This is a genomic window from Methylobacterium sp. Leaf123 (assembly GCF_001423405.1).
Classification (GTDB): domain Bacteria; phylum Pseudomonadota; class Alphaproteobacteria; order Rhizobiales; family Beijerinckiaceae; genus Methylobacterium.
This window is the reverse complement of sequence record NZ_LMNS01000024.1, coordinates 1-20,803: the sequence shown is the minus strand read 5'-3', so window position 1 is coordinate 20,803 and position 20,803 is coordinate 1. Positions and strand designations below refer to the sequence as shown.

The following is a 20,803-nucleotide window of genomic DNA, read 5'->3' as shown; positions in this document are numbered from 1 at the left end:
CCCTCGCCTCGGCCCAGGCCTTCCTCTACGCCGCCGCCGTCATGATCCTCGTCCGAAGGCTCGGGCGAGCATCACGACTTATCGGACGGACTCTTAGGTGTCCGCCACACGACCGCACGGACTGGCTCCTCTCCGAAAACGGAGAAGTCCGCCGTAGCTGAGGGCTTGGCAGGCGTGGGAAAGGTCTGGAAGAACTGAGAGTCCGTCCGATAAGTCATGATGCTCGCCCGAGCCTTCGGACGAGGATCATGACGGCGACAGCGCGTGTCCATTGCAGAGATCGCGGCGATCGATGACCTCGGCGCTGACCACGGTCGCCCCGCACCGGTTGCTCATCGATGATGGTGTGCAGGCCCGACCACTCGGATAAAAGGCGATGACCGGCTCAACCAACCACGGGCGAGGAATGTAGCGGCTTTTTTCGCATCATGTCCTCAAGACCGAGTGTTCAGCTCAGGCCTAAAACGAGGAAGGACGTGCGGCTCGCGCTGCACGCCCTTCCAATGATAAGCCCCGGTCCGGGCCGTTTCTCTTTCTAGTCTTGTGACTGACGGTCAGTGGCTCGCTCGTTGCTAAAACTTCACCAACGCATATAATGCCGAAATCGAATTTGTTTGGTCCGAATAGTGGCGGGCCGCGGCCCGCGCGCGACCCACCGAATGCCCATTGGCCTGCGCATACGCTCGACATCGTCGATGCGCGGAGAGAGCGCCACGTCGTAGTTCGTCACGGACACGAACGGCGATGCCCCCTTGGCTTAGTTAGGAGCAGTGCCCCCTTGGATGCCTGCTGGATCACCAGGCGGCGACCAGACCGGCCGTAAAGCCGTGCGCGGTCGCACCGGGGCGAACTTCGCCCATGTAGCTCAAGGCGAGGCGCGTGCCGGGCGCAACTTCGCCGCTCACTGCCAGTCCAAGCAGGGCGCCATCGCGGCCGACTCGGCTGGTGCGCGTTGCGAAGCCGATGCCGAACAGATCCGAGCGGATCAGTGCCGCGGTGTCGGCGAGTTCGTGCGCCCAGTAGGCCCGTGCTTCTACCCGGACGCGGCCCGCGTCGCCGAACGAAAGGCCTGTCAGACGACCGCCGACCAAGCTACGTGCCGCCAGGAGGTCGCGGGTGCCGATGCCGCCCAAAGCTGAAGAGCCCGCCTCTGTGACACGCGACCGGTTCAGGTAGTCGTAAGAGAAGCCAATCTCCGGAATCAGCGAAACCGGTAGTTCGCCGCTGAGAAGATAGCCGGCGAAGGCACTTGCACCGGCATCAAGACCACCGGGTGTCGTGCCGAAATTGCGAGTGTAAGTTCCGACTGTCGAGATACGGTCAACTCGCACGTCGGAGTAGCCGAAGCCCGCAGAGCCACGCAGCTCCAGAGATCCGAAACGGGCCGCGCCATAGAGCGTGCCACCGAAGCTGTCCGTGGTGAACCGTCCGAGTTCCCCTGCCGCCGAGGAGCCGGAGCTGTGCAGGTAGCTGAAGGCTGCTCCAACCAGCATGTCAGTGCCGACCTGCCGGTCGAGCCCGATCACGAGGCCGCCTGCGTCGAAGCGCGTGCCACTGGCGGTGCGATCTCCCACGCGGTTGCCGAAGCCGTAGAGTCCATCGGCCCATAGCCGCCCCTCGCCAACCGCGAGCGGAGCCGCGTCGGTTCCCGCTCCCTGGCGCAGCGTGACCAGCGCACCGGTGCTGCGCCCGCTCTCGGCAGCCTGAAGGCTCACACCGCTACCCCCGAGGGTGAGATGTCGGTCGATCGTGTTGGCGAGCAGCCGCCGCCCGGCGAGGTCAGCCACCAGCGCGTCGCCGTAGGTCTGTCCCGCAAGGCTCGCGAGCCCGTTCCCAATCGTGCTGGGGGCGGCTGCGTAGAGGGCGTCGAACAGCGGGGCGCGGGCCGTGTCTGGCCGGGTGCCGGCCTCCGGACGCGCAGCGTCGAGCGCCGCGCCGATCATCCGGGCATTGCCGCCCTGCGCGAGGCCGACGGCTGCGAGATCGGCGTAGCGAGCCGGGGTCACCACGAGATCGAGGCTGGTCGCGCCGTAGAGGGCGTCGAAGCGGGTGAAGCGGAAAAGGCCGTTCTCGGGCTGCGCAAGGCCCGCGAAGCTGCCAGACAACCCGCCTGCGGCGCTTACCACCCCGAAACGCTGGCCCAACAGCGGGATGTAGCCGTTGCTCGCCTCCCCCGCGATATCGCGCAGGATCGGGACAACGACGCCGCCAGCCGTGAGCGGGCCGGCGGTGAGCAGGCGGGAATAGTTGCCGCGCCCGTTACCGGTGCCGGTCCCGTCGATGTCGAGGGCGAGCAGGCTGTCCGCCATCAGAGTGACGGGCCCGACGACCGTGAGAGTGCCGGGAGAGTTGCCGGGCCGCACCACGCCGTCGCTGGTCAAAGAACCGCCGAGGTGGCCGGTACCGCGCAGGGTGCCCGCGTAAGCGACGGCAACCGGCGAGGTGACTGAGCCGTTGATCGCAAGCGTTCCGCCCGCGATCGTGGTCGCCCCCGCATAGGTGTTGGCGCCAGCAAGCTCTAGGGTGCCGGCGCCGCGCTTGACGAGGCCGCCGCTGCCGCCGATGTCGTTGGCAAACCGGCCGTAGAAACCTAGCGTGTCGACGTCCCAGGTACTCGTGAAGGCCCCCGGCCCGTCGATGGCCTTGCCGAGGTTGAGCAGCCCCCATCCGTAGATCTCGCGTGGGCCGATCGATGTGGCCGTGGTGAACAAGGTCTGGGCGAGTTGTGGTGCCGTGAGGAACGGGAAGGCCTGAGCGAGCACCGTGGCGGCGCCGGAGACGTGCGGTGCCGCCATCGAGGTACCGCTCATGTCACGGTAGCCCTGGCTAGGGCCGGTTCCCGTCCCGCGCGGAACAGTCGAGTAGATGTCAAAGCCCGGTGCGGCGATGCACCAGTCGGCCGTCACCCCGCACCAGTTGCTAAACCACGTAATGGTGTTGGCTTCATCGACGGCAACGACAGAAATAATCGAGCCGGCAACGCCAGAAAAGTCAAGATGGCTCTGTTGAGCAGGCTCGCCTTGTTTATCGATCAACTGATAGACGCCGCTGCCCGCATTTTCGGGTTTGATGTAGGGGAAGAGGGCGACGCCGGAAGGATTGTGGGAAATTAGCGGCTGGTCGACGCGATCGTTGCCGGCAGCAAAGACGAGCAGTGTTCCCTTATCGACGGCTCGCTTCATGGCGCGATATTCATCAACAAAGTTGGGAAACAAGGGATTTGTTGGCAGTACTTCGTAATCCGGGTTCAGAATTCCATCGGGTAGATAAACCCCCGGATAGTCCGGACCGTAGCTGCCATTCACCACACGGGCCCCCTGTTCGGCTGCGGCTTCGATCGCCGCGTTGGGATTGCCGCCCGTGCTGATGGCCCGGAGTGCCAGGATCGTCGCATCGAAGGCCACGCCGTGCATACCGATGCCGTCCCGGGCTGCGCCGATCGTACCGGAGACGTGGGTGCCGTGGCCGTGGGCACCCGGTTCCCGGTCTGAGAAATCACCTGGGGTCCTGTAACCAATGTCGAAGTTGCGCGAGCTTCGCGAGATGCGGCCGGCAAATTCAGGGTGGTCTCCGTCGAGGCCGCTATCAACGACCGCGACTAGGATGCCGGCGCCGGTGTAGCCGCGGGCATAGGCTCGGGCCGCGCCGATCTGCTCCAGACCGTAATCGGCACGATATTCCTGCGTGCGGAAGTCTTCCGCGCTCCGTCCGGCCGAAGAGGGCGAGCTGGGCGGGACAATGCCAGGCGCATCGCCGAGGCGCGCGAAACGCGGCAGCGCTACGCCCTCTGCGGCGAAGCAAACGGTGATCGGGTAGAGCAGAGCGGTCGAGGCTATGAGGCCCTTCAGCAGGTTACGCGCACCGCCAGCTGGATATCGACGCATGATTCTCTTCTAGCTTCGTCTTGAATACAATTGCGCAGCCTCGCGCCTGCCGGCCGTGCTGCAAGTCTGCTTACGATGGTACGCCATAGGCGAACACATCCGCCTATCTGCTTGTTAGGACGCAAGCCTCCGAGCGCTCGTGACGTGGCACAGCTCAGAACCCTAGCAGTAGGCTGCCCGTGTATAGCGGCACAGCTCAGCCTGCATAGTGTATCTTTGCCATGGTTAAGGGCGATATGAGTCGATCAGGTGATCGTTGCAAAAATTGTATGAATGACAGACCTGACGTTCGGCGCTGTACTACAATCCGATCATAGAACGTCGAAACTCGAGGCCGAACGGCGGCGGCATTGCGATGCTCGCTCAATTTTAGCTCTCGCCGTCCTACGACGCGCTGGAGCGCATCGGACGCATCGTCTACGGCAACCACAGGGAGGGCAAGCTCGCCGCCGACATCGGCGAGTAGGACCACACGACCTGACGCTGGCGCGCGGGCGAGGCGGCGGCACCCGAGGCTATGGCGGCGGCGCGCCTGTGGGCCGTCGACACCGCCACATCCGAGATGTCGCCTTGGACCGGCCCGCCGAGGCTTTGGCCATGCTTCACAGCCTGCTGCTGTCGAGCAAGGTCGGCCACTACGGTGCGTCCCGCGGAGCCGAATACGCCTTGCTCGTTACCTCTTTGATGGTGTGGGACGGCGTTCCCGGCCTGCCTGACGCCGTGGCCGTGCACGCCGCGCCAGACGTGATCTGCGGTGCCTTCATCTCTGCGAACTATCGGGACAGCGGAAATCCCGGAGGCGGTCCTGGGACCCGGCCGAGCGGGCCTGGGCGTGGCGCGGTTCGTCAGACGTTCTGCTGCCGACGATGCCGATCGAGATCGAACGGTATGCCGGCCCCTTGTTCCTCAGTCACGGCAGGCTGGATGCGATGTGGTCCGTGGCGATACAGCTAGAGCCGTGCCCGAGCGGGTTGGGACAGCTGGAGAGTCGGGACGTTGAGGAGTGAAGGAGGATGCTGATGCCTTCACCCTTGTCTGTCGATCTACGCGAGCGTGTCGTGTCGGCGGTAGCCGCGGGCGCGTCCTGTCATCAAGCCGCAGCCCGGTTCGGGGTCAGCGTGTCCAGCGCCAGCCGCTGGTCGGATCGGTTTCGCCAGGAGGGACAGCTCGCGCCCAAGCTGTCGGGCGGCGATCACGCCTCGCACCGGATCGAGGCGCAGGCCGACCTGATCCTGACGACCTACGAGGCGCGGCCGGCGATCTTTCTGCGCGAACTGCGTGACGCTTTGGCCGAGCGCGGCCTGCAGACCAGCACGAGCAGCCTGTCCCGCTTCTTCGCCCGGCACGGCATCACCCGTAAAAAGGGGCGATCCACGCTGCCGAGCAGGCGCGCGAGGACGTAAGGGCGGCTCGCGAGGCTTGGTTCGAGAACCAGGACGCCCTCGATCCCGACAGGCTGGTCTTCCTCGACGAGACAGCCGCGGCCACCAACATGGCACGCCGCGACAGACGGGCTCCGCGGAGCGAGCGCTGCCGGCTTGCAGTCCCGCACGGGCACTACAAGACCACCACGATCACCGCCGCCCTGCGTAGCGAAGGCCTGTGCGCCACTACCCTGTTCGACGGCGCCACCAACGGCRCACGCTTCCGGGCCTACGTCACCGACACGCTCGTGCCCGTGCTCAAGCCCGGTGACACCGTCATCCTCGACAACCTGCAGGCCCACAAGGTGGCGGGTGTGCGTGASACCATCGAGGCCGCCGGGGCGAGGCTGCTCTACCTCCCGCCCGACAGCCCGGACTTCAATCCGATCGAGCAGATCTTCGCCAAGCTGAAGGCTCTGCTCCGGACGGCAGCAGCTCGCACCGTCCCCGATCTGTGGCACGCCATCCGGCAGGCTTTTGCTCGCTTCACGGCAGATGAGTGCCGCAATTCCCTCGCTGCCGCCGGCTACGATACCGACTTGGCCGTCGCTACGTGNCACGCCATCCGGCAGGCTTTTGCTCGCTTCACGGCAGATGAGTGCCGCAATTCCCTCGCTGCCGCCGGCTACGATACCGACTTGGCCGTCGCTACGTGCGCGGGAACAGCTCTAGCGAGCTGGCACCGCGATGCGCGCACCCCATACGTTGATCTCCTTGGAGGTCGTGACAGGCGTGAGGACCTCACTCTCGACCACGGTGCCGACCTTGCCCGAAACGTAGGTGCGCTCGGGAGCGACGGTACGGAAGGCATCCGGCTCGGCGGCGATTGCCCTGGAAGCCGCCCGGGAGCCAGGGACTTCGAAGGAATGACCCCACGCGTCGATGGTGCGACCTTCCTGGGCAGCGGCCGTAGCGGTGAAGCCGGCGACGACTGCGGTAGCGGCGAGAATGGAACGAACGGTCATCGGAGTTCTCCTCATCGCGTGTGCGGCTGGCCCTGCCGGTTCGCCTCGATCCGGTGGCCTCGCTTAGCGCAATAACGTTGATATAAACCTATCTGTCCCAGCTTCTGTGCGGCAGCACACAATGTTGGTATCAATCTACCGGTGTGCCGTTGGACATGGGATTTTCGGATATGGGCGACGGCCTGGCCACGCCTATATAGTTGGTATCAACCCTCCGGCGTAGCGATCATGGCGGCAGATCCCGTTCTCACACCGACGATGGCCGCATACGTCGAACGGAGCTGCTACAGCTTCGCGGCGCAGAAGGCCGCCCGGGCCATCGGGCGCAAGTACGACGCAGCCCTCCGACCGACCGGGCTCTCGAATTGGCAATTCACGTTGCTGATGATGCTGGTGCGCGAGGAACCGCCGACCATCAGCGCACTGGCGCAGCATCTGGCGACGGATCGAACGACCATCACGGCCAACCTGAAGCCCCTGGAACGCCGGGGCCTCGTAACAGTCCAGGGCGATGCGGAGGATCGTCGTGTCCGGCGGGTCGTCCTCAGCGACGAGGGCCGCACGCTCCTGACCGAGGCGTATCCCCTATGGCAGCAGACTCAAGAGGCTGTTGCCCGGCAACTGGGCACGGTCGATCAGAACGCCTTCCGTGCCGCCGCCACGGCCCTGTCGGGGTGAGGCCGGCCGAAGCGTACCTGGAAGGAAGTCCAGTAGGGGCTTCGAACTTATGCGGATCCCTTTCCGCCATTCACACCCGTAGAGACGGAAGCTCGCCTCGCCGGACGAAGGCGAGGCCGCACAGAAGCGCCAGCAGCCCGAGCGCCGGAGCGGCCATGACGACCGGATCGCCGGCACCAAGGTGGCTGGCGACGCCGCCGGCCATCAGGGCGGCCAGGAACAGCTCTCCGTAGGCGACGTACCCCTGGACCCAAAGCGAGACAGCGCCGAGCAACTGGGCGATGCCCACGGCGTACATGAACCAGGACGGGTAGCCGAAGCGCTCGAAGTTCGAGACCTCGAACTCGGACGCCGCTAGTGCACTGACACCAACGAACGAGCCACGTAGGTGCTTGCTAACTGACTGGATTATAGGACGAATTTTTGATGCGCGGTGTAACTTTTGAAGGCGTCAGTGCACTAGCTTCATCCCGGCCGCGCCGACGAAGACCGCCGCCAGTAGGAACCGGAGCGCCCGGTCCCCAATGCGTCGCCCATTGAATGCTCCCGTCATCGAAGGCGTCTCCCCAAGCGGCACGGTCAGCGCCTCGCGACCGCTCCGGCGGCAGGCGCAACGAGAAAGGATGTCGGGGACGGCCGGTCGCTGGGCACGCGCGGGAACATGCGGCAGGTCGCGAAGGCCACCGCGTTGACGAGCCCCATGACGACGAACCCGGCCGATACGGCGAGGAAGGTGCCGCCTAACCCGAACCCCAGCGCAGAGGCGGTCCACGCCCCGCCCAATGCTACCCCCATCCGAAGCAGGCTGGCGGCGAGCGGCCAGCCGACGCGACCGGCGCCCTGGGCCGCGAAGTAGAGGGCCAGCCCGAAACCGAAGAAGCCGTAGAACGGACCCACGACACGAAGGTAGAGCGAGCCCGTGGCGACCATCGCCGGGTCGTCGCCGAACAGCCCGAGCCAGCCGATCGGGTGGAGGGCGGCCGCAATCCCGATGGCCTCGGTCAGGGCGCCGGCGGCGACGGCGCCGGTCAGGGCGGCCTGCCGGGCTCGGGCATGGTCACCGGCTCCCAGCGCCGTACCGACGATGGCCGCGATGGGCGAACCGAGACCGAAGACGAGGGGAACAAGGAGATATTCGAGACGTGCGCTGGTGCCGTACCCGGCCACGGCCGCCGGTCCGGCCGTACCGACGAAGGCGGTGGCGGCGATGACCGTGACGTTGGAGGTCACGCTGGCGATGCCCGAGAGCACCCCGATGCGGAGAATCTTCCGCGACGGGGCCCAGGTCAGTTTCGGCACTTGTCTGGTCGGATGCAGCACGCCACGACCGGACCAGATGTAGGTCGCGAAGACCGCCGAGCCCGCGGCGTAGTAGGCCGTGAACGCGACGCCGCCGCCCGCGACGCCGAGCTCCGGGAATGGTCCCCATCCGAAGATCAGCGCGGGCGAGAGTGGCACCAGCACGAAGGCCCCGACGCAGGTGACGATGGCCGGGAGCGCCATGTTGCCGGTGCCGCGGATCACCGCAGACAGGGCGTTGAAAAGCCAGATCAGGACCGCGCCGCCGAGGACGATGCCGGCGTAGGTGGTCGCGGCCCGGAGCGAGCCTCCGGACCCGCCCATCGCCGCGTAGAGTATCGGTCCGAACGGCAGGGAGACGAGGCTCGTCGCGATGCCGAGCCCCAGGCCGAGCACCGTCGCGTGCCAAGCCAGGATTCCCGCATCCGCCCGTCGGTCCGCACCCAGCGTGCGGGAGACCGCCGACTGGATGGCGCCCCCCATCCCGCCGGCGGAGAGCATCTGGACCAGCATCACCACCGGGAAGACGAGGGCCATCCCGGCCAATGCGTCGGTGCCGAGCATCGACACGAAATACGTCTCGATGAGGCCGACGGAGGTCTGGACCGCCATCACCAGGATATTGGGCGCGGCCATCCGGGCCAGGGTCGGCACGAGGGGAGCCGTGAGCAGTTGCCGTGTGCGAACGTCCATGGTGGCCCCCTGTCCGGGATCGTCGGGCGCCGCGCTACCGGACGTCCACGGAGCGGAGGTGGAAGCTCGGGCCCTCCCGTCCGGCCTCGGCCGGCTTGGACATCAGCCCCAATTGGCCCTCGGAGACCCAGATCCTGTCACCCGCAACCGTCACGCCGGTGGGCCCGGCGAACTGTTGAAGCAGCTCGATCTTGGCGCTGTTGTGAGAGACCGTGATGCGGCTCAGGGCACCGCTGCCCTCGACCATCAGGAACCCGTCCTTGAAGGGCCGCAGCCCGTCCGGGAACTTCAGAGGACGCGATGTTTCGAGCTGCGTGACCTTGCCGGCCATGCCCTGCTTCACCTCGATGCGGAATAGCTCGCCGCCCATGAAGGTGTTGACGTAGAGGTTTCCGTCGGCGCCGAAGGCGATGCCGTCCAGCCCCTTGCTGAGGACCGAGTCCTCGACGAAGACCTCGAACTCCGTTGCCGTCGGCTTCAAGCGCAGGATCTGCGGGGCGAACGTGTTGGTGACGTAGAGCGAGCCGTCGCCGTCGAGGGCGAAGTCGTTCGCCAGCGCTTTGGCGCCCGGCAGCCTGACACTCGTCTTCATCGCGCCGGTCGCGACGTCGAAGGCCTTGACCCACGCCCCTTCCGTGCTGGTCGGCCCCTTGGCTCCCAGGGGCGTGGCGTCGTTCGAGGCAACCCAGAGCACCCCGCGCTTGGGGTCGGCCAAAAGGCCGAAGGTGGACCGGGTGCCGTGGTCGCCCGGCTTCAGGAACTGAGACACCACGGCGCCGTCCGCGCCGACCTTAAGGACGCCGCCATCCGCGATGCTGCTGACGAAGAGGGTGCCGTTCGCGTCCGCCGTCACGCTCTCCGGGAAGCGAGAGGTGTCCGGCAGACGCACACTCGTTGCCCCGTCGGCGGCGAGGGCAGGAAGGCTCAGGGATGCGACGGCGAGCGACAGCCACATCGCGTGGTGCAAACGGCTGCTGCGACGCGCCAAGCGACTCGGGTTTCTCATCGTTCACTCCCTTTGGATGACTCGGTCAGGCCGTCGTCCCGCGGTGGAGCAATCCACTAGGAGTCGGCCTCTAAACATTATGATATTAATCTATTTGGCCGAGGAGGATCGGTCAATGGGGGTGTCATTTCCAGACGGGAACCCGCTCCGGAAAGCGGGCTCCCATGCCCCTTCAGCCTGCGATGGTGGATCGGGCCGCCGTGAGCAGTTCGTCGGCTAAAGCCTCGTCGTCGACGCCCCGTGCAAGCACCACCGCCCCGACCATGGTCGACAACGCGATCAGGGCCCGTTGCCTGCGCCGTTCCTTCGTGGCCTTGGGCAGCCTGTCTGCGATGAGGCCGGCGAGCCCTTTGACAGCGTGGGTGAACCGCGACCGCAGGGCGCTCCCTGCTGGCTCGCGCCCGATATCGCTCACCAGCGCCGCGACCGGGCAACCCCTGCCGGGTGTGCGCACGTGGCCGAGGGACAGGTAGTTCTCAATGAAGGCGTCGAGGTTCGCTTCGTACTCGTCACGGATCGCGGCATCGAATGCCTCGGCCGCGAGTGCCTCCTTGTTGGCGAACTGGCCGTAGAAGCCGCCGTGGGTCAGGCCTGCAGCCGCCATGATGTCCACGACACCGATGCCGTTGAGGCCTCGCTCCCGGAACAGAGAGGACGCTACTTCCACGACCCGCTGGCGGTTGAGCTTGGCTTGCTCCTGCGAAACCCTCGGCATCCTATCGTCCCTCGCCGTTACAGAGATTCATATAGATGCAAGCAGTCATTTATTGAAGGGGCGGACGCTTGTGCGGGCTCTCATGAACTTCGATGAGCCCCAATACGGTGGAAAAGGCTGATCGACCGGCCTGCTGAGGTGAGCGGAATCGCAGGCCGGTCGACGCATCGCACGTTCGGAAGGACAAACGCGCGATCTCGGGTTGCCCTGGGGGCGGGGCAACGAAGCGTTCGTCCCGTCTCAGGACTTTACGGGCATCGGCACCGCGTGGGCTCCGGCAGCGCTCTCCTTGCCGCGCGGCTCCCGCGCCACCCGGAACCAGAGGGCGTAGAGGGCGGGCAGGAACAGCAGCGTCAGCAGGGTCCCGACGCCGACGCCGCCGATCAACACGTAGGCGAGCGCTCCCCAGAACACCGAGTGGGTGAGCGGGACGAAGGCCAGCATGGCGGCGGCCGCCGTCAGGATGACGGGACGCGCCCGGCGTACGGTCGATTCGACGATGGCGTCATAGTCCGACAGGCCCGCCGCCTGGTCGTGGTGGATCTGGTCCACAAGGATCAGGGTGTTGCGCATCAGGATGCCCGACAGCGCGATCAGGCCGAGGATCGCGTTGAAGCCGAAGGGCTGCCCGAAGATCAGAAGTGTCGGCGCGGCCCCCACCAACCCGAGAGGGGCGGTCGCGAACACCATAAACATCGCCGAGAACGACCGGACCTGGATCATGATGACTGTCAGCGTGACGAACAGCATGACCGGGAACACGGCTGCCAGGGACATCTGCGCCTTGACGCTTTCCTCGACCGAACCGGCCGTGTCGATGCGGTAGCCTGGCGGCAGCTTGGCCTTGATTGGGTCGAGCAGCGGGAACACTTGTGCGTGGATGTCCGGCGGCTGCTTGCCGTCCAGAACGTCGCCCTGGACGCGGATGTAGGTCTCGCGGTTGTAGCGCTTCAGGACCGCGTCCTCGTAGCGAGTTTCCAGTCGCGCCACCTGGGAGACGGGCACCTGCCGTCCGTCCTTCGTAGCCAGCGTTAGATCACCGATATCGCCGAGCGAGCGCCGCTCGGGGCCGGGGCTGCGCAGCAGCACGTCCACCGAGCGCAGGTTCTCGCGCACCTGGGTCGCTGGCGTGCCGTTGAGGTAGTTCTGCAACTGCTGTCCGGCCTCTTTCGGTGTCAGGCCGATCAAGCGCAGGCGCTCCTGGTCCAGGGCGAGGCGTAAGGACGGCGTCTTGTCGCCCCAGTCGAGGTGAACCATCCGCATGCTCGGGTTGGAGGCCATAACCCCCGCGACTTCCGCCGCGATGCCGCGGATCACATCGAGGTCAGGCCCGACCACGCGGAAGGCGACCGGGAAACGCACCGGCGGTCCGAACACGATCTGCAGCACCCGCACCCGCGCCTCGGGAAAGCGGCCGTCGTCGACGAGCCCCCGCACCTTGCCCCTGAGAGCGTCGCGGGCGGCGGCGTCGGCTGTCTGCACGACGATCTGAGCGAAGGCGGGGTCCGGCAGTTCGGGGTCGAACGACAGCACGAAGCGCGGCATGCCCTGGCCGATGTAGCTCGTGATCTCGCGCGCCTCCGGTAGTTCACGCACGGCCGCCTCGACCCGCTTCACCGTGGCCTCGGTGGTGGCGAAGGCCGATCCTGCCGGCAGCGTCACCTCGACGATGAGTTCGGGGCGCTCCGAGTTCGGGAAGAACTGCTGCTCGACCTTGCCCATGGCGACCACAGCGAGGCCGAACAGCCCGACCGTGATGCCGGCGGCCCACCATTTGTGGTCGACGGACATCCGCACGACGCGCCGCAGACGCTCGTAGTTCTTCGTGGCGTAGATGGCGTCGTGCCCGCCTTCCACCTTCTTAATATTCGGCAGGAGCTTGACGCCGAGATAGGGCGTGAACGTCACCGCCACGATCCACGAGATGATCAGCGAGAACGACACCACCCAGAAGATGTTGCCGGCGTACTCACCCGCGGTCGAGGCGGCGAAGCCCACGGGGAGGAAGCCCGCGATGGTGACGAGGGTGCCGGTCAGCATCGGCGCGGCGGTCGAGCTCCAGGCATAGGTCGCCGCCTCGATGCGGTCGTAGCCCTCCTCCATGCGCACCACCATCATCTCGATGGCGATGATGGCGTCGTCGACGAGGAGGCCGAGCGAGATGATCAGGGCGCCGAGTGTGATGCGATCGAAGTCGCGGCCGGTGAGCATCATCACCACGAACACCGCCGAGAGCGTCAGCGGCACGGCGAGCGCCACCACGATGCCGACCCGGAAGCCTAGCGCGACGAGGGACACGAAGATCACCACGCCGAGCGCGGTGAAGAACTTCACCATGAACTCGTGGATGGCGTCGTCGATGACCTTCGCCTGGTCGGTGATCTTGGCGAACGTGATGCCGACGGGCGTCTCGTGGTGGATGGCGACTTCCTCGGCGTTCAGCGCCTCGCCGAGCTTGAGGCCGTTGTAACCGGGCTTCATCACGATGCCGAGCATCAGCGCCGCCTCACCGCCGTTGCGGATCTCGAAGGTCCGCGGGTCCTCGTAGCCACGCTTCACCTCGGCGATGTCGCCGAGCTTGAGGCTACGGTCGCCGGCGGCCACGGGTAGGTTGCGGATCGCGTCGAGCCCGTCGATGGCGCCGTCGAGGCGCAGGTACACGCGCGGGCCCTCGGCCTCGACGAAGCCCGCGGGCGTCACGTCGTTCTGGTTGGCAAGCGCAGCCAGGACCTGCTGGCCGTTGATCCCGAGGGTGGCGAGGCGCTGGTAGGAGATCTCGACGAAGATCTTTTGGGCCTGCTCGCCGAGGATGTTGATCTTCTCGACGCCGGGCACTCGCAGCAGGCGCTGGCGTAGGTCCTCGGCGCGCAGGACCAGTTGGCGGTGGGGGAGTCCCTTCGCCTGCACGGCGTAGAGGGCGAAGTAGATGTCCGAGAACTCGTCGTTGAACAGAGGCCCCATCACGCCGCGCGGCAGGCTGGAGGCCTGATCGGAGAGCTTCTTGCGCGCCTGGTAGAACTCCGACTGGAGCTTTGCCGGCGGCATGTTGTCCTTGAAGATGACCTTGGTCGTCATCAGGCCGGGCCGGACCGTGGTCTCGGCCCGGTCGTAGTAGACGAGTTCCTGCAGGCGCTTCTCCAGCGGGTCGGCGACCTGGCGCTGCATCTCTTCCGCCGTTGCGCCCGGCCAAGCGGCCGCGACCGTCATGACCTTCACGGTGAAGGCCGGGTCCTCGGCGCGTCCGAGCTTCTCGAAGGCGAAGAAGCCCGCGCCGGTCAGCGCGATGAGCAGGAAGAGCGTGACGGCCCGCTCGCGGACCGCCAGGGCCGAGAGGTTGAAGCCGCTCATCGCACCACTCCCGTCATGCTGGGCGGCGCCTGGCGAACCTTCTGGTCGGCCTTCAGGAGGTGGGCGCCCAGCGCCACGATCCGGTCGCCCGGATCGAGTCCGGCCGCGATCTCGGCGCGCTCCTCGCCCATGCGGGCGACCCGAACGGCTTGCGGCTTCACCGTGCCGGTGGCGACGTCGAAGCGCCAGACCGAGGGGCCGCGCCCCTGGTCGAACAAGGCCGCCAGGGGCACCTCCACCGTGGCGGGACGAGACTGGTCCTGCGACTTGAGCTGCAGGGTGACGGTGGCGCCGAGCGGCGCGTCCTCGCCGCCGCCCGAAAGGATGTAGCGCGCCCGGTAGGTGCGCGTGGCCGGATCGGCCGTGGCGGACAATTCGCGCAGCCGCGCCGGGTAGGTCGTCTCGCCCTCGGCATAGAGCGTGGCCGTGGCGTCGCCCTTGGCCAGACGCCGGCTTGCCTCCGGCAGGAAGATCTCCGCCTCGCGGGCGCCGTCACGGGCGAGCTTGACCACGGTCTGGCCGGCGGCGACCACTTCCCCGGGATAGGATGGCACCTCCATGACCACACCGTCGGCATCGGCCTGGAGCTCGGCATAGCCTGCCTGGTTCTGGATCTGGCTGGCCTGGGCCTCGGCGTTGGCGAACTGGGCGATGGCGGCGTCGGCCGCGCCCTTGTTCTGGTCGTAGGTCTGCTTCGAGGTCCACCCGTCCGCCACGAGCTTGCGGCTGCGCTCCTCGTCGGCCCGGGCCTTGATCATTTGGGCGCGGGCCGCCTCGACGGAGGCGCGGGCGGCGTTGAGGGCAAGGCTGTAGTCGGTGCGGTCGAGGCGCATCAGGGGCTGACCGCGGGTGACGTGGTCACCCGGATCGACGAGGCGCTCAAAGATCTTGCCGCCGACGCGGAAGCCGAGGTTGCTTTCGGTGCGAGCCCGGATCGTGCCGGTGTAGCGCGAGACCCCGCCGATCCCCGGAGCGACCTCGGCAACCTGGACCAATGGTGGCTCCGGGGTCACGGCCGTCTCGGCCGGCGAGCAGGCTGAGAGGGCCAAGCCGGCCAGACCGATCACCCATCTCGCGTCCATAGCCGATTACCCCCGAGGCCAACTGAGAGTTTGAAATTAAGACCATCATCTATTACGGTCGTCATCTATCGTCAATGGCCTTCGCCGACCGGTCGGCGGCTTCGATGCAGATCGAGATTCGGACCTCGAACCGGGGGCACCGGGGTCAGGGACGACGAGATGTCCTCGAAGCTCAAGGTGATGCGAATGTCGGTGCCGATGTCCCGACCGTCACGACGCGCGGTCGTCATGTCTCCCCTGGTCGGGGGGACGTTGGCCCTGCTCGCCCAGGGTGGGCCTGTCGAGAGCTCGCAAGCCACGGAAGAAAGGGTAGACGTCCCCAGTCCGCCGCAGGCCGACCGCAAGGTCACGGTCGAGCGACGCGGGGAAATTTGCCTGATCGGCCTCAACAGGACCCACGTTCACAACCGGGTCGATCCCGAAACATTCAGTGCCCTCGCACGGGCCTACGCCGCTTACGACGCAGACGACGACCTTCGCGCGGCGGTGCTCTTCGGTCATGGCAATACCTTCACGCGCGGCATCGACGTCGATGCCTTCGCCACGGTCCTGAGGACGGGCAAGGCGCGCGCCGGATGCCGACGGGATCGACCCGTTGGGACGGGGCGCGCTCTCGCGCAAGCCGCTCATCGCGGTGGTGCATGGCGATACCTGGAACATGGGCCACGAACTCTTCCTCGTGGCCGACATCCGCATCGCGTCCGCCGAGACGCGCTTCGCCCAGGACGAGAACACCCACGGACGCTTCCCGGGGGGAGGCTCGACGGTGCGGTTTCCGCGCGAGGCCGGGTGGGGCAACGCGATGCGATACATGCTGACGGGCGACCGGTGGGGAGCCGAGGAGGCACGGAGCATGGGTTTGGTGCAGGAGATCGCCTCGAACCCTCGTACCGCTCTGGAACTGGGGCTGGACATGGCAACCAGGATCGCCCGCTGCGGCCCACTGGGCATCCGGGCCACCCTGGCCTCCGCCCGCAATGCGGTCGACCAGTGGGAGGGAAGGGCGTTCTCCAACCTCGGGGAGCAGTATCGCGCCCTCTATGGCACCGAGGATTTTCTTGAAGGCCGCAAGGCGGAGGCCGAAGGTCGGCAGCCGGTCTTCCGCGGCCGGTGAACGCGTCCGCATGGCTTTGCGCGCAGGCGGGCGCGTCACCGCATCGTGACGTGGCCCGCCGGTTGCGCACCGACGTGCAAGGGAATATAGGTTTATATCAACGTTTATTTCTGCGGTGACGAACCGCTGGGATGTCCGGTCCGCGTGATCCGCGCATCCCGACCTCGAACCTCGTCCTAGGCCAAGGGATCTGTGCTCCATGAAGCTCGAAGATCATCCTACCGTGAGACGCCTGCGCGCGGCGGGACTGGCGGACGGGACAGCCCCTCCGAGAAGGCCGTTCGGCGCGGACGAACTGCGAAAGCTGGCCCTCGAATGCGGCGCGGACGACGTGGGGTTCGTCGAGATCGACCGGGCCGAGCTTGAGCCCCAAAGGGACGAGATCCTGCGCCACTATCCCTGGACGCGGTCCCTCGTGAGCATCGTCGTCAAGATGGCCCAGGCACCGGTCCGCGGAACGCCGCGGTCCGTGGCCAACCTCGAATTCCACCGGGCCGGCCACGACACCAACGCCATCTGCGCCGACCTCGTCGCGCGCCTTCAGGACCGTGGCATCCGGGCCGTGAACCCCTCCATGGGTTTCCCGATGGAGATGAACCAGAACCCCGGCAACGCGATCTGGATCGTGGCCCACAAGCCCGTGGCCGTCGCGGCGGGCCTCGGGCGGATGGGCATCCACCGCAACGTCATCCACCAGAAGTTCGGCAACTTCATCCTGCTGGGCACGGTCCTGCTCGACCAGGACATCGACGTTCCCGACGCACCCATCGACTACAACCCCTGCCTCGAATGCAAGCTCTGCGTCGCGGCCTGCCCGGTCGGAGCGATCAGGCTCGAAGGCGAGTTCGATTTCCAGGCGTGCTTCACCCACAACTATCGCGAGTTCATGGGCGGCTTCACCGACTGGGTGGAGCAGATCGCCGACTCCCGCGACGCGCTGGACTACCGCAGGCGGGTCAACGAGCCGGAGACGGCCTCGATGTGGCAGAGCCTGACCTACGGGGCGAACTACAAGTCGGCCTACTGCATCGCCGTATGCCCGGCAGGCGAGGACGTCATCGGCACGTACCTGAGGGACAAGGGTGCACACCGGCGCGAGGTCCTGAAGCCGCTCCAGGACCGGCCCGAGCCGGTCTACGTCGTGGCTGGCACCGACGCCGAGGACATCGCCAGGCGCAAGTGGAAGCACAAGACGGTGAAGCCCGTCGGCAACGGCATGACGCCACGCACCATCGGCGGTCTCCTGACCTTCATGCCCATCGTGTTCCAGCGGGCGCAGGCACGCGATCTCGACGCCGTGTTCCACTTCACCTTCACGGGCGCGGAGAGCCGCCAGGCAACCATCACAGTCCGCGACGGGAAGATCGCCGTCCGTGACGGCCTGGTCGACAAGCCCGACCTACGGGTGATGGCCGACGCCAAGACATGGCTCGGCTTCCTCGCCAAGGAAAAGAGCCTGGTTTGGGCATTGGCGAGGCGGAAGATCCGCATCTCCGGCGACCCTCGGCTCCTGCTGGCGTTCGGCAAGTGCTTCCCGTCGCCCGAGATCCGGCGCAAGCACGTCGAGATCATCCCCGAGGCGTCGTTGCTGCGTCCCGCCATCACGCCCTACGAGCGGAACGACGAGGCGACCGGGAAGGTGCGGTGGTTCGGCGAGCTGAAACTGCGGGACGTCGAGCAGGTCACCCACGAGGTCAGCACGTTCCGTCTCGTCGACCCGAGGGGCGGAGAGGTCCCCTTCCGCTACGTGGCTGGACAGTACCTGACGCTGGAGATCACGAGGCAGGGCATCCCGACCCGTCGCTCGTACACCATCGCCTCGTCGCCGACGTGGCGGGACCGCGTCGAGATCACCGTCAAGCGCGAGGAGCACGGGGCGGTCTCCCGATGGCTGCACGACGAGATGCGGCCGGGCGACCGCATCAAGGTCGAGGCGCCGAGCGGCGGCTTCGTGTTCTCCGGAACCGAATGGCCGACCGTGGTGCTGGTCGGCGGCGGCGTCGGGATCACGCCCATGATGAGCAGCGTGCGCTACCTGACCGAGACGGACTGGCCCGGCACGATCTACCTGCTCCTGAGCTTCAAGAGCCCGCGCGACTACATCTTCAAGGACGAGATCGAGACGCTGAGGAAGCGGAATCCCAGGCTTCACGTCTCGGTCGCGATGTCCTCCCCGGGAGGCGAGACCTGGAATGGCCATACCGGCCGCATCGATGCCCGCTTCGTCAGGGCCGCCGTGCCGGACATCGCGCTCCACCGCACTCACATCTGCGGGCCGACGCCGATGATGGACGCGGTCAAGGCGGTCCTGCTCGACCTGGGCGTGCCGACCGGTCAGATACGGACCGAGGCCTTCGGAACGGACCGGCGCGATCCGACCAAAAAAGTCGGGAAGTCCGGCAAGGTCGTCGGCAAGGTGAAGTTCCTGGACTCCGGCAAGTCGGCCTCGGCCCGGGAGGGCGCGACGCTGCTCGACGTGGCCGGCGAGGCGAAAGTCCGCATCGACAGCGCCTGTCGCTCCGGTACCTGCGGAACCTGCATGGTGAAGCTGAAAGCCGGAGACGTTCGCATGCCGGTGCAGGACGCGCTCAGCGACGGCGACCGGGAGGACGGCTACATCCTAGCCTGCCAGGCCGAGCCTCAGGGCGACGTGGAGTTGGAGGCTTAGCCGGTCGCCAGCCGAGGCGTCCGAGAGTGAAGTATCATCGCTCGGTCGCCAGCTCCGGCACGAGGCGGTTCACAACGCTGTAATTTACCGCCGTTCAGAACTCGGATGCCCCCGGGTCGGCGAACGCGGCCTCCGCCGCTTCGATGGCCGCGTAGTCCGCCGTGACGAGGTAGTCCTCGACGTCGTTCAGGCAGGCGAATGACAGGACCGAGATCCCGTCGATCTTCGAGCCCTCCGGGTCCTCCTGCGTCGAGCCGAACGGGTGCAGCTGGGCGTAGCGCCGGACGTACTCCCCCGTCGCCGGCCTCCCCGCCACGAGGTCGGCGTGCTCCTTCAGCCACCGGGCCTGGAACGCCTCGCGTGTGAGCTTCGGCCGCCGGCGGTGGATCCTCACGAGGCTGACCGGGTCGCGGTGCCGTGCGCTCGGGATGATGATATACTCGCGCGCGACCTCGCGGGTGACCATTCGGAAGGCCGTGCGCTCGTCCGCGATGATGCGCTTGGCATACTGCTCCTGTCCGAGCACCGCCTCGATGTCCTCCTCGGCTCCGTAGGCGATGTAGGCGAACCCGTCCCAGTCCGGACGGCGGTAGGCCGGCACGCGGGCGGCCGGGTCATCGACGAGCTTACCGTCCGCATCGACCATGGCCCGGTAAGGCGGCCGAAAGGCCGACGAGGGACCAGAGACGATCCGGTGCACTTGGTCGTAGCGCAGCACCCTGTCGTTCGCTGTGCCGGGTTCCTCGTAAGCGAACTTCGGCCCATGCACCTTGCGCCAATACTCGTCCCAGTGCTCGAAGGCGCGGTTCGGGTCAGCCTCCAAGGCCAGCGCGCTCGGGTGCCGGTCCGGATGCGCGACCTCCTGCAAGGCGCGATTGACGCCTGAGCCGGCGTCGTTCGGGCGTGGCGTCGGTGCGCGAGACGAAGGTCGGCGTCACAATCGGCGGCATGGTGGTCGAGCCGACGACGCGTCCATGTGGCGGGCGCTGCAACAGGTCGGAGCGGGCGAGGTCGGGCGCTTCGGTCTTCGCGGTCATGCTTGCTCCTTCGAGGAGGATAAGGGGTTGACCGGGGGCAAGTTCACGGGAGGACGCGTGTGACCCGGAGGCGTTCGAACAGGTCGAGGAAGGAGTCGTCGGTCGCCTGGTAGTCGAGGAAGCCGCAGCGGCGGCTCTTGCCTATGTCTGTCGCGACGCAGGATCATCAGCGAGTAAGCGAAGGCCCCCAGGAAGATGCCCAGGACCGTCTGATTACGGGCATCGCGGATGAAGTTGCGCAGGAGTCGCGACCCCAGCTGGCCAGAGGCCAGGAACAGTGCGGCAATGGTGACGGAGCAAGTCGTGCCGGCGACCCCGATATTCGAGGAGGCGATGGCGCTGAGCAGCGCCCGCGCGCCCTCGGCGCCGCCCGAATATCCCCAGTTCGTGTCCGGGGAAGATGCGTCGATGCCGGCGATATGGGCCGTCTCCAGCCAGATCCTGAGCTGAGCCAGTAGGGTGCAGCCGAGCACGAACAAAGCGGGGCGAACCCAAAACAGATCTCCGAGGATCTCAAGCCAAGCTTTGACATGGGTTTTCATCTTTGCGGACTGACATCTCCCGGTGCAGCCGATAACCGGCACGAATGGCCGCCCCGCCCGTTGGGCAACGAACGCAGCGGTCCGTTCGTCTCGGAAAAGTGTGGGTCGTAAGGATGCCCCTTGTCTTGCTCGTCGCCCTAGCCGCGCTGCCGCTTACGCTCTCGGCCCTGTCCGGCTGCATGCCCTGGCGATGCCCGGCCTAACCATCAGGTTGCCCAGAAGCGGACTTCTGCAATGCCTGCTTTGGGTTCAGGCTGTGTGAAAACGCGCTGATCTGGTAGAGTAAATCCCGATCTTGGAGGTCGGGATGAAGCGTTTCATCGCAGGCGAGAATCGTCAGCAGATCAC

Annotated in this window: 14 protein-coding genes and 3 pseudogenes; 4 read left to right on the top strand and 13 right to left on the bottom strand. The window is 66.6% G+C overall.

Features of this window, described 5'->3' with window-relative positions; translation table 11 throughout:
- Nucleotides 1–794: 794 nt before the first annotated feature.
- On the bottom strand, nucleotides 795–3,884 hold the full coding sequence (locus tag ASF53_RS15735; protein ID WP_056200251.1) for a S8 family serine peptidase: 3,090 nt from the start codon (nucleotides 3,882–3,884) through the stop codon (nucleotides 795–797).
- Nucleotides 3,885–4,903: 1,019 nt separating this feature from the next.
- Here ASF53_RS15735 and ASF53_RS25805 point away from each other — a divergent pair.
- A pseudogene (locus ASF53_RS25805) lies at nucleotides 4,904–5,864 on the top strand (IS630 family transposase); the annotation flags it as partial.
- A 112-nt stretch (nucleotides 5,865–5,976) separates the two neighbouring features.
- Here the strand turns inward: ASF53_RS25805 and ASF53_RS26435 are convergent.
- Nucleotides 5,977–6,273, bottom strand: a complete 297-nt coding sequence (locus ASF53_RS26435; RefSeq protein WP_210168536.1) for a hypothetical protein — start codon at nucleotides 6,271–6,273, stop codon at nucleotides 5,977–5,979.
- Nucleotides 6,274–6,531: 258 nt separating this feature from the next.
- On the opposite strand from ASF53_RS26435, the gene ASF53_RS15715 reads away from it, so the two are divergent.
- Complete coding sequence (locus ASF53_RS15715; protein ID WP_286134479.1) at nucleotides 6,532–6,951, top strand: MarR family winged helix-turn-helix transcriptional regulator; 420 nt, start codon at nucleotides 6,532–6,534, stop codon at nucleotides 6,949–6,951.
- A gap of 70 nt (nucleotides 6,952–7,021) precedes the next feature.
- Here the strand turns inward: ASF53_RS15715 and ASF53_RS15710 are convergent, their stop codons facing one another.
- From ASF53_RS15710 to ASF53_RS26800, 7 genes are all read right to left on the bottom strand, one after another.
- Nucleotides 7,022–7,360, bottom strand: coding sequence for a DoxX family protein (locus ASF53_RS15710; RefSeq protein ID WP_056200242.1), 339 nt, complete (start codon nucleotides 7,358–7,360; stop codon nucleotides 7,022–7,024).
- Nucleotides 7,361–7,530: 170 nt separating this feature from the next.
- Nucleotides 7,531–8,943, bottom strand: a complete 1,413-nt coding sequence (locus tag ASF53_RS15705) for an MATE family efflux transporter (protein ID WP_056200237.1) — start codon at nucleotides 8,941–8,943, stop codon at nucleotides 7,531–7,533.
- A gap of 34 nt (nucleotides 8,944–8,977) precedes the next feature.
- Nucleotides 8,978–9,949 (bottom strand): Vgb family protein, encoded by a 972-nt coding sequence (locus tag ASF53_RS26805; protein ID WP_286134478.1) that lies wholly within the window; start codon nucleotides 9,947–9,949, stop codon nucleotides 8,978–8,980.
- 172 nt (nucleotides 9,950–10,121) lie between these two features.
- Nucleotides 10,122–10,664, bottom strand: coding sequence for a TetR family transcriptional regulator (locus tag ASF53_RS15695; protein ID WP_056200234.1), 543 nt, complete (start codon nucleotides 10,662–10,664; stop codon nucleotides 10,122–10,124).
- A 240-nt stretch (nucleotides 10,665–10,904) separates the two neighbouring features.
- The gene (locus ASF53_RS15690; protein WP_056200230.1) at nucleotides 10,905–14,012 is read right to left on the bottom strand and encodes an efflux RND transporter permease subunit; all 3,108 of its coding nucleotides are present in this window, start codon (nucleotides 14,010–14,012) and stop codon (nucleotides 10,905–10,907) included.
- The gene (locus tag ASF53_RS15685) at nucleotides 14,009–15,094 is read right to left on the bottom strand and encodes an efflux RND transporter periplasmic adaptor subunit (RefSeq protein ID WP_056200227.1); all 1,086 of its coding nucleotides are present in this window, start codon (nucleotides 15,092–15,094) and stop codon (nucleotides 14,009–14,011) included. Before ASF53_RS15685 ends, ASF53_RS15690 begins: the two co-directional genes overlap by 4 nt.
- Nucleotides 15,095–15,304: 210 nt before the next feature.
- The gene (locus ASF53_RS26800) at nucleotides 15,305–15,754 is read right to left on the bottom strand and encodes a hypothetical protein (RefSeq protein WP_286134477.1); all 450 of its coding nucleotides are present in this window, start codon (nucleotides 15,752–15,754) and stop codon (nucleotides 15,305–15,307) included.
- On the opposite strand from ASF53_RS26800, the gene ASF53_RS26795 reads away from it, so the two are divergent.
- Together ASF53_RS26795 and ASF53_RS25090 are read left to right on the top strand one after the other, a co-directional pair.
- Complete coding sequence (locus ASF53_RS26795) at nucleotides 15,753–16,208, top strand: enoyl-CoA hydratase-related protein (protein WP_286134476.1); 456 nt, start codon at nucleotides 15,753–15,755, stop codon at nucleotides 16,206–16,208. The two genes, ASF53_RS26800 and ASF53_RS26795, sit on opposite strands and share 2 nt — an antisense overlap.
- A 223-nt stretch (nucleotides 16,209–16,431) precedes the next feature.
- On the top strand, nucleotides 16,432–18,876 hold the full coding sequence (locus ASF53_RS25090; protein ID WP_286134475.1) for a 2Fe-2S iron-sulfur cluster-binding protein: 2,445 nt from the start codon (nucleotides 16,432–16,434) through the stop codon (nucleotides 18,874–18,876).
- Nucleotides 18,877–18,970: 94 nt separating this feature from the next.
- Here the strand turns inward: ASF53_RS25090 and ASF53_RS15670 are convergent, their stop codons facing one another.
- The 4 genes and pseudogenes from ASF53_RS15670 to ASF53_RS25085 form a co-directional block, all read right to left on the bottom strand.
- The gene (locus ASF53_RS15670; RefSeq protein ID WP_156635571.1) at nucleotides 18,971–19,699 is read right to left on the bottom strand and encodes an EthD domain-containing protein; all 729 of its coding nucleotides are present in this window, start codon (nucleotides 19,697–19,699) and stop codon (nucleotides 18,971–18,973) included.
- Entirely contained in the window at nucleotides 19,689–19,913 is a 225-nt protein-coding gene (locus ASF53_RS26430) for a hypothetical protein (RefSeq protein ID WP_156635569.1), read from the bottom strand. The genes ASF53_RS15670 and ASF53_RS26430 overlap by 11 nt, the downstream gene beginning before the upstream one ends.
- 43 nt (nucleotides 19,914–19,956) lie before the next feature.
- Nucleotides 19,957–20,070, bottom strand: a pseudogene (locus tag ASF53_RS26790) (NAD-dependent dehydratase); the annotation flags it as partial.
- Nucleotides 20,045–20,455, bottom strand: a pseudogene (locus tag ASF53_RS25085) (DUF2254 family protein); the annotation flags it as partial. The pseudogenes ASF53_RS25085 and ASF53_RS26790, both read right to left, overlap by 26 nt.
- Nucleotides 20,456–20,803 lie beyond the last annotated feature (348 nt).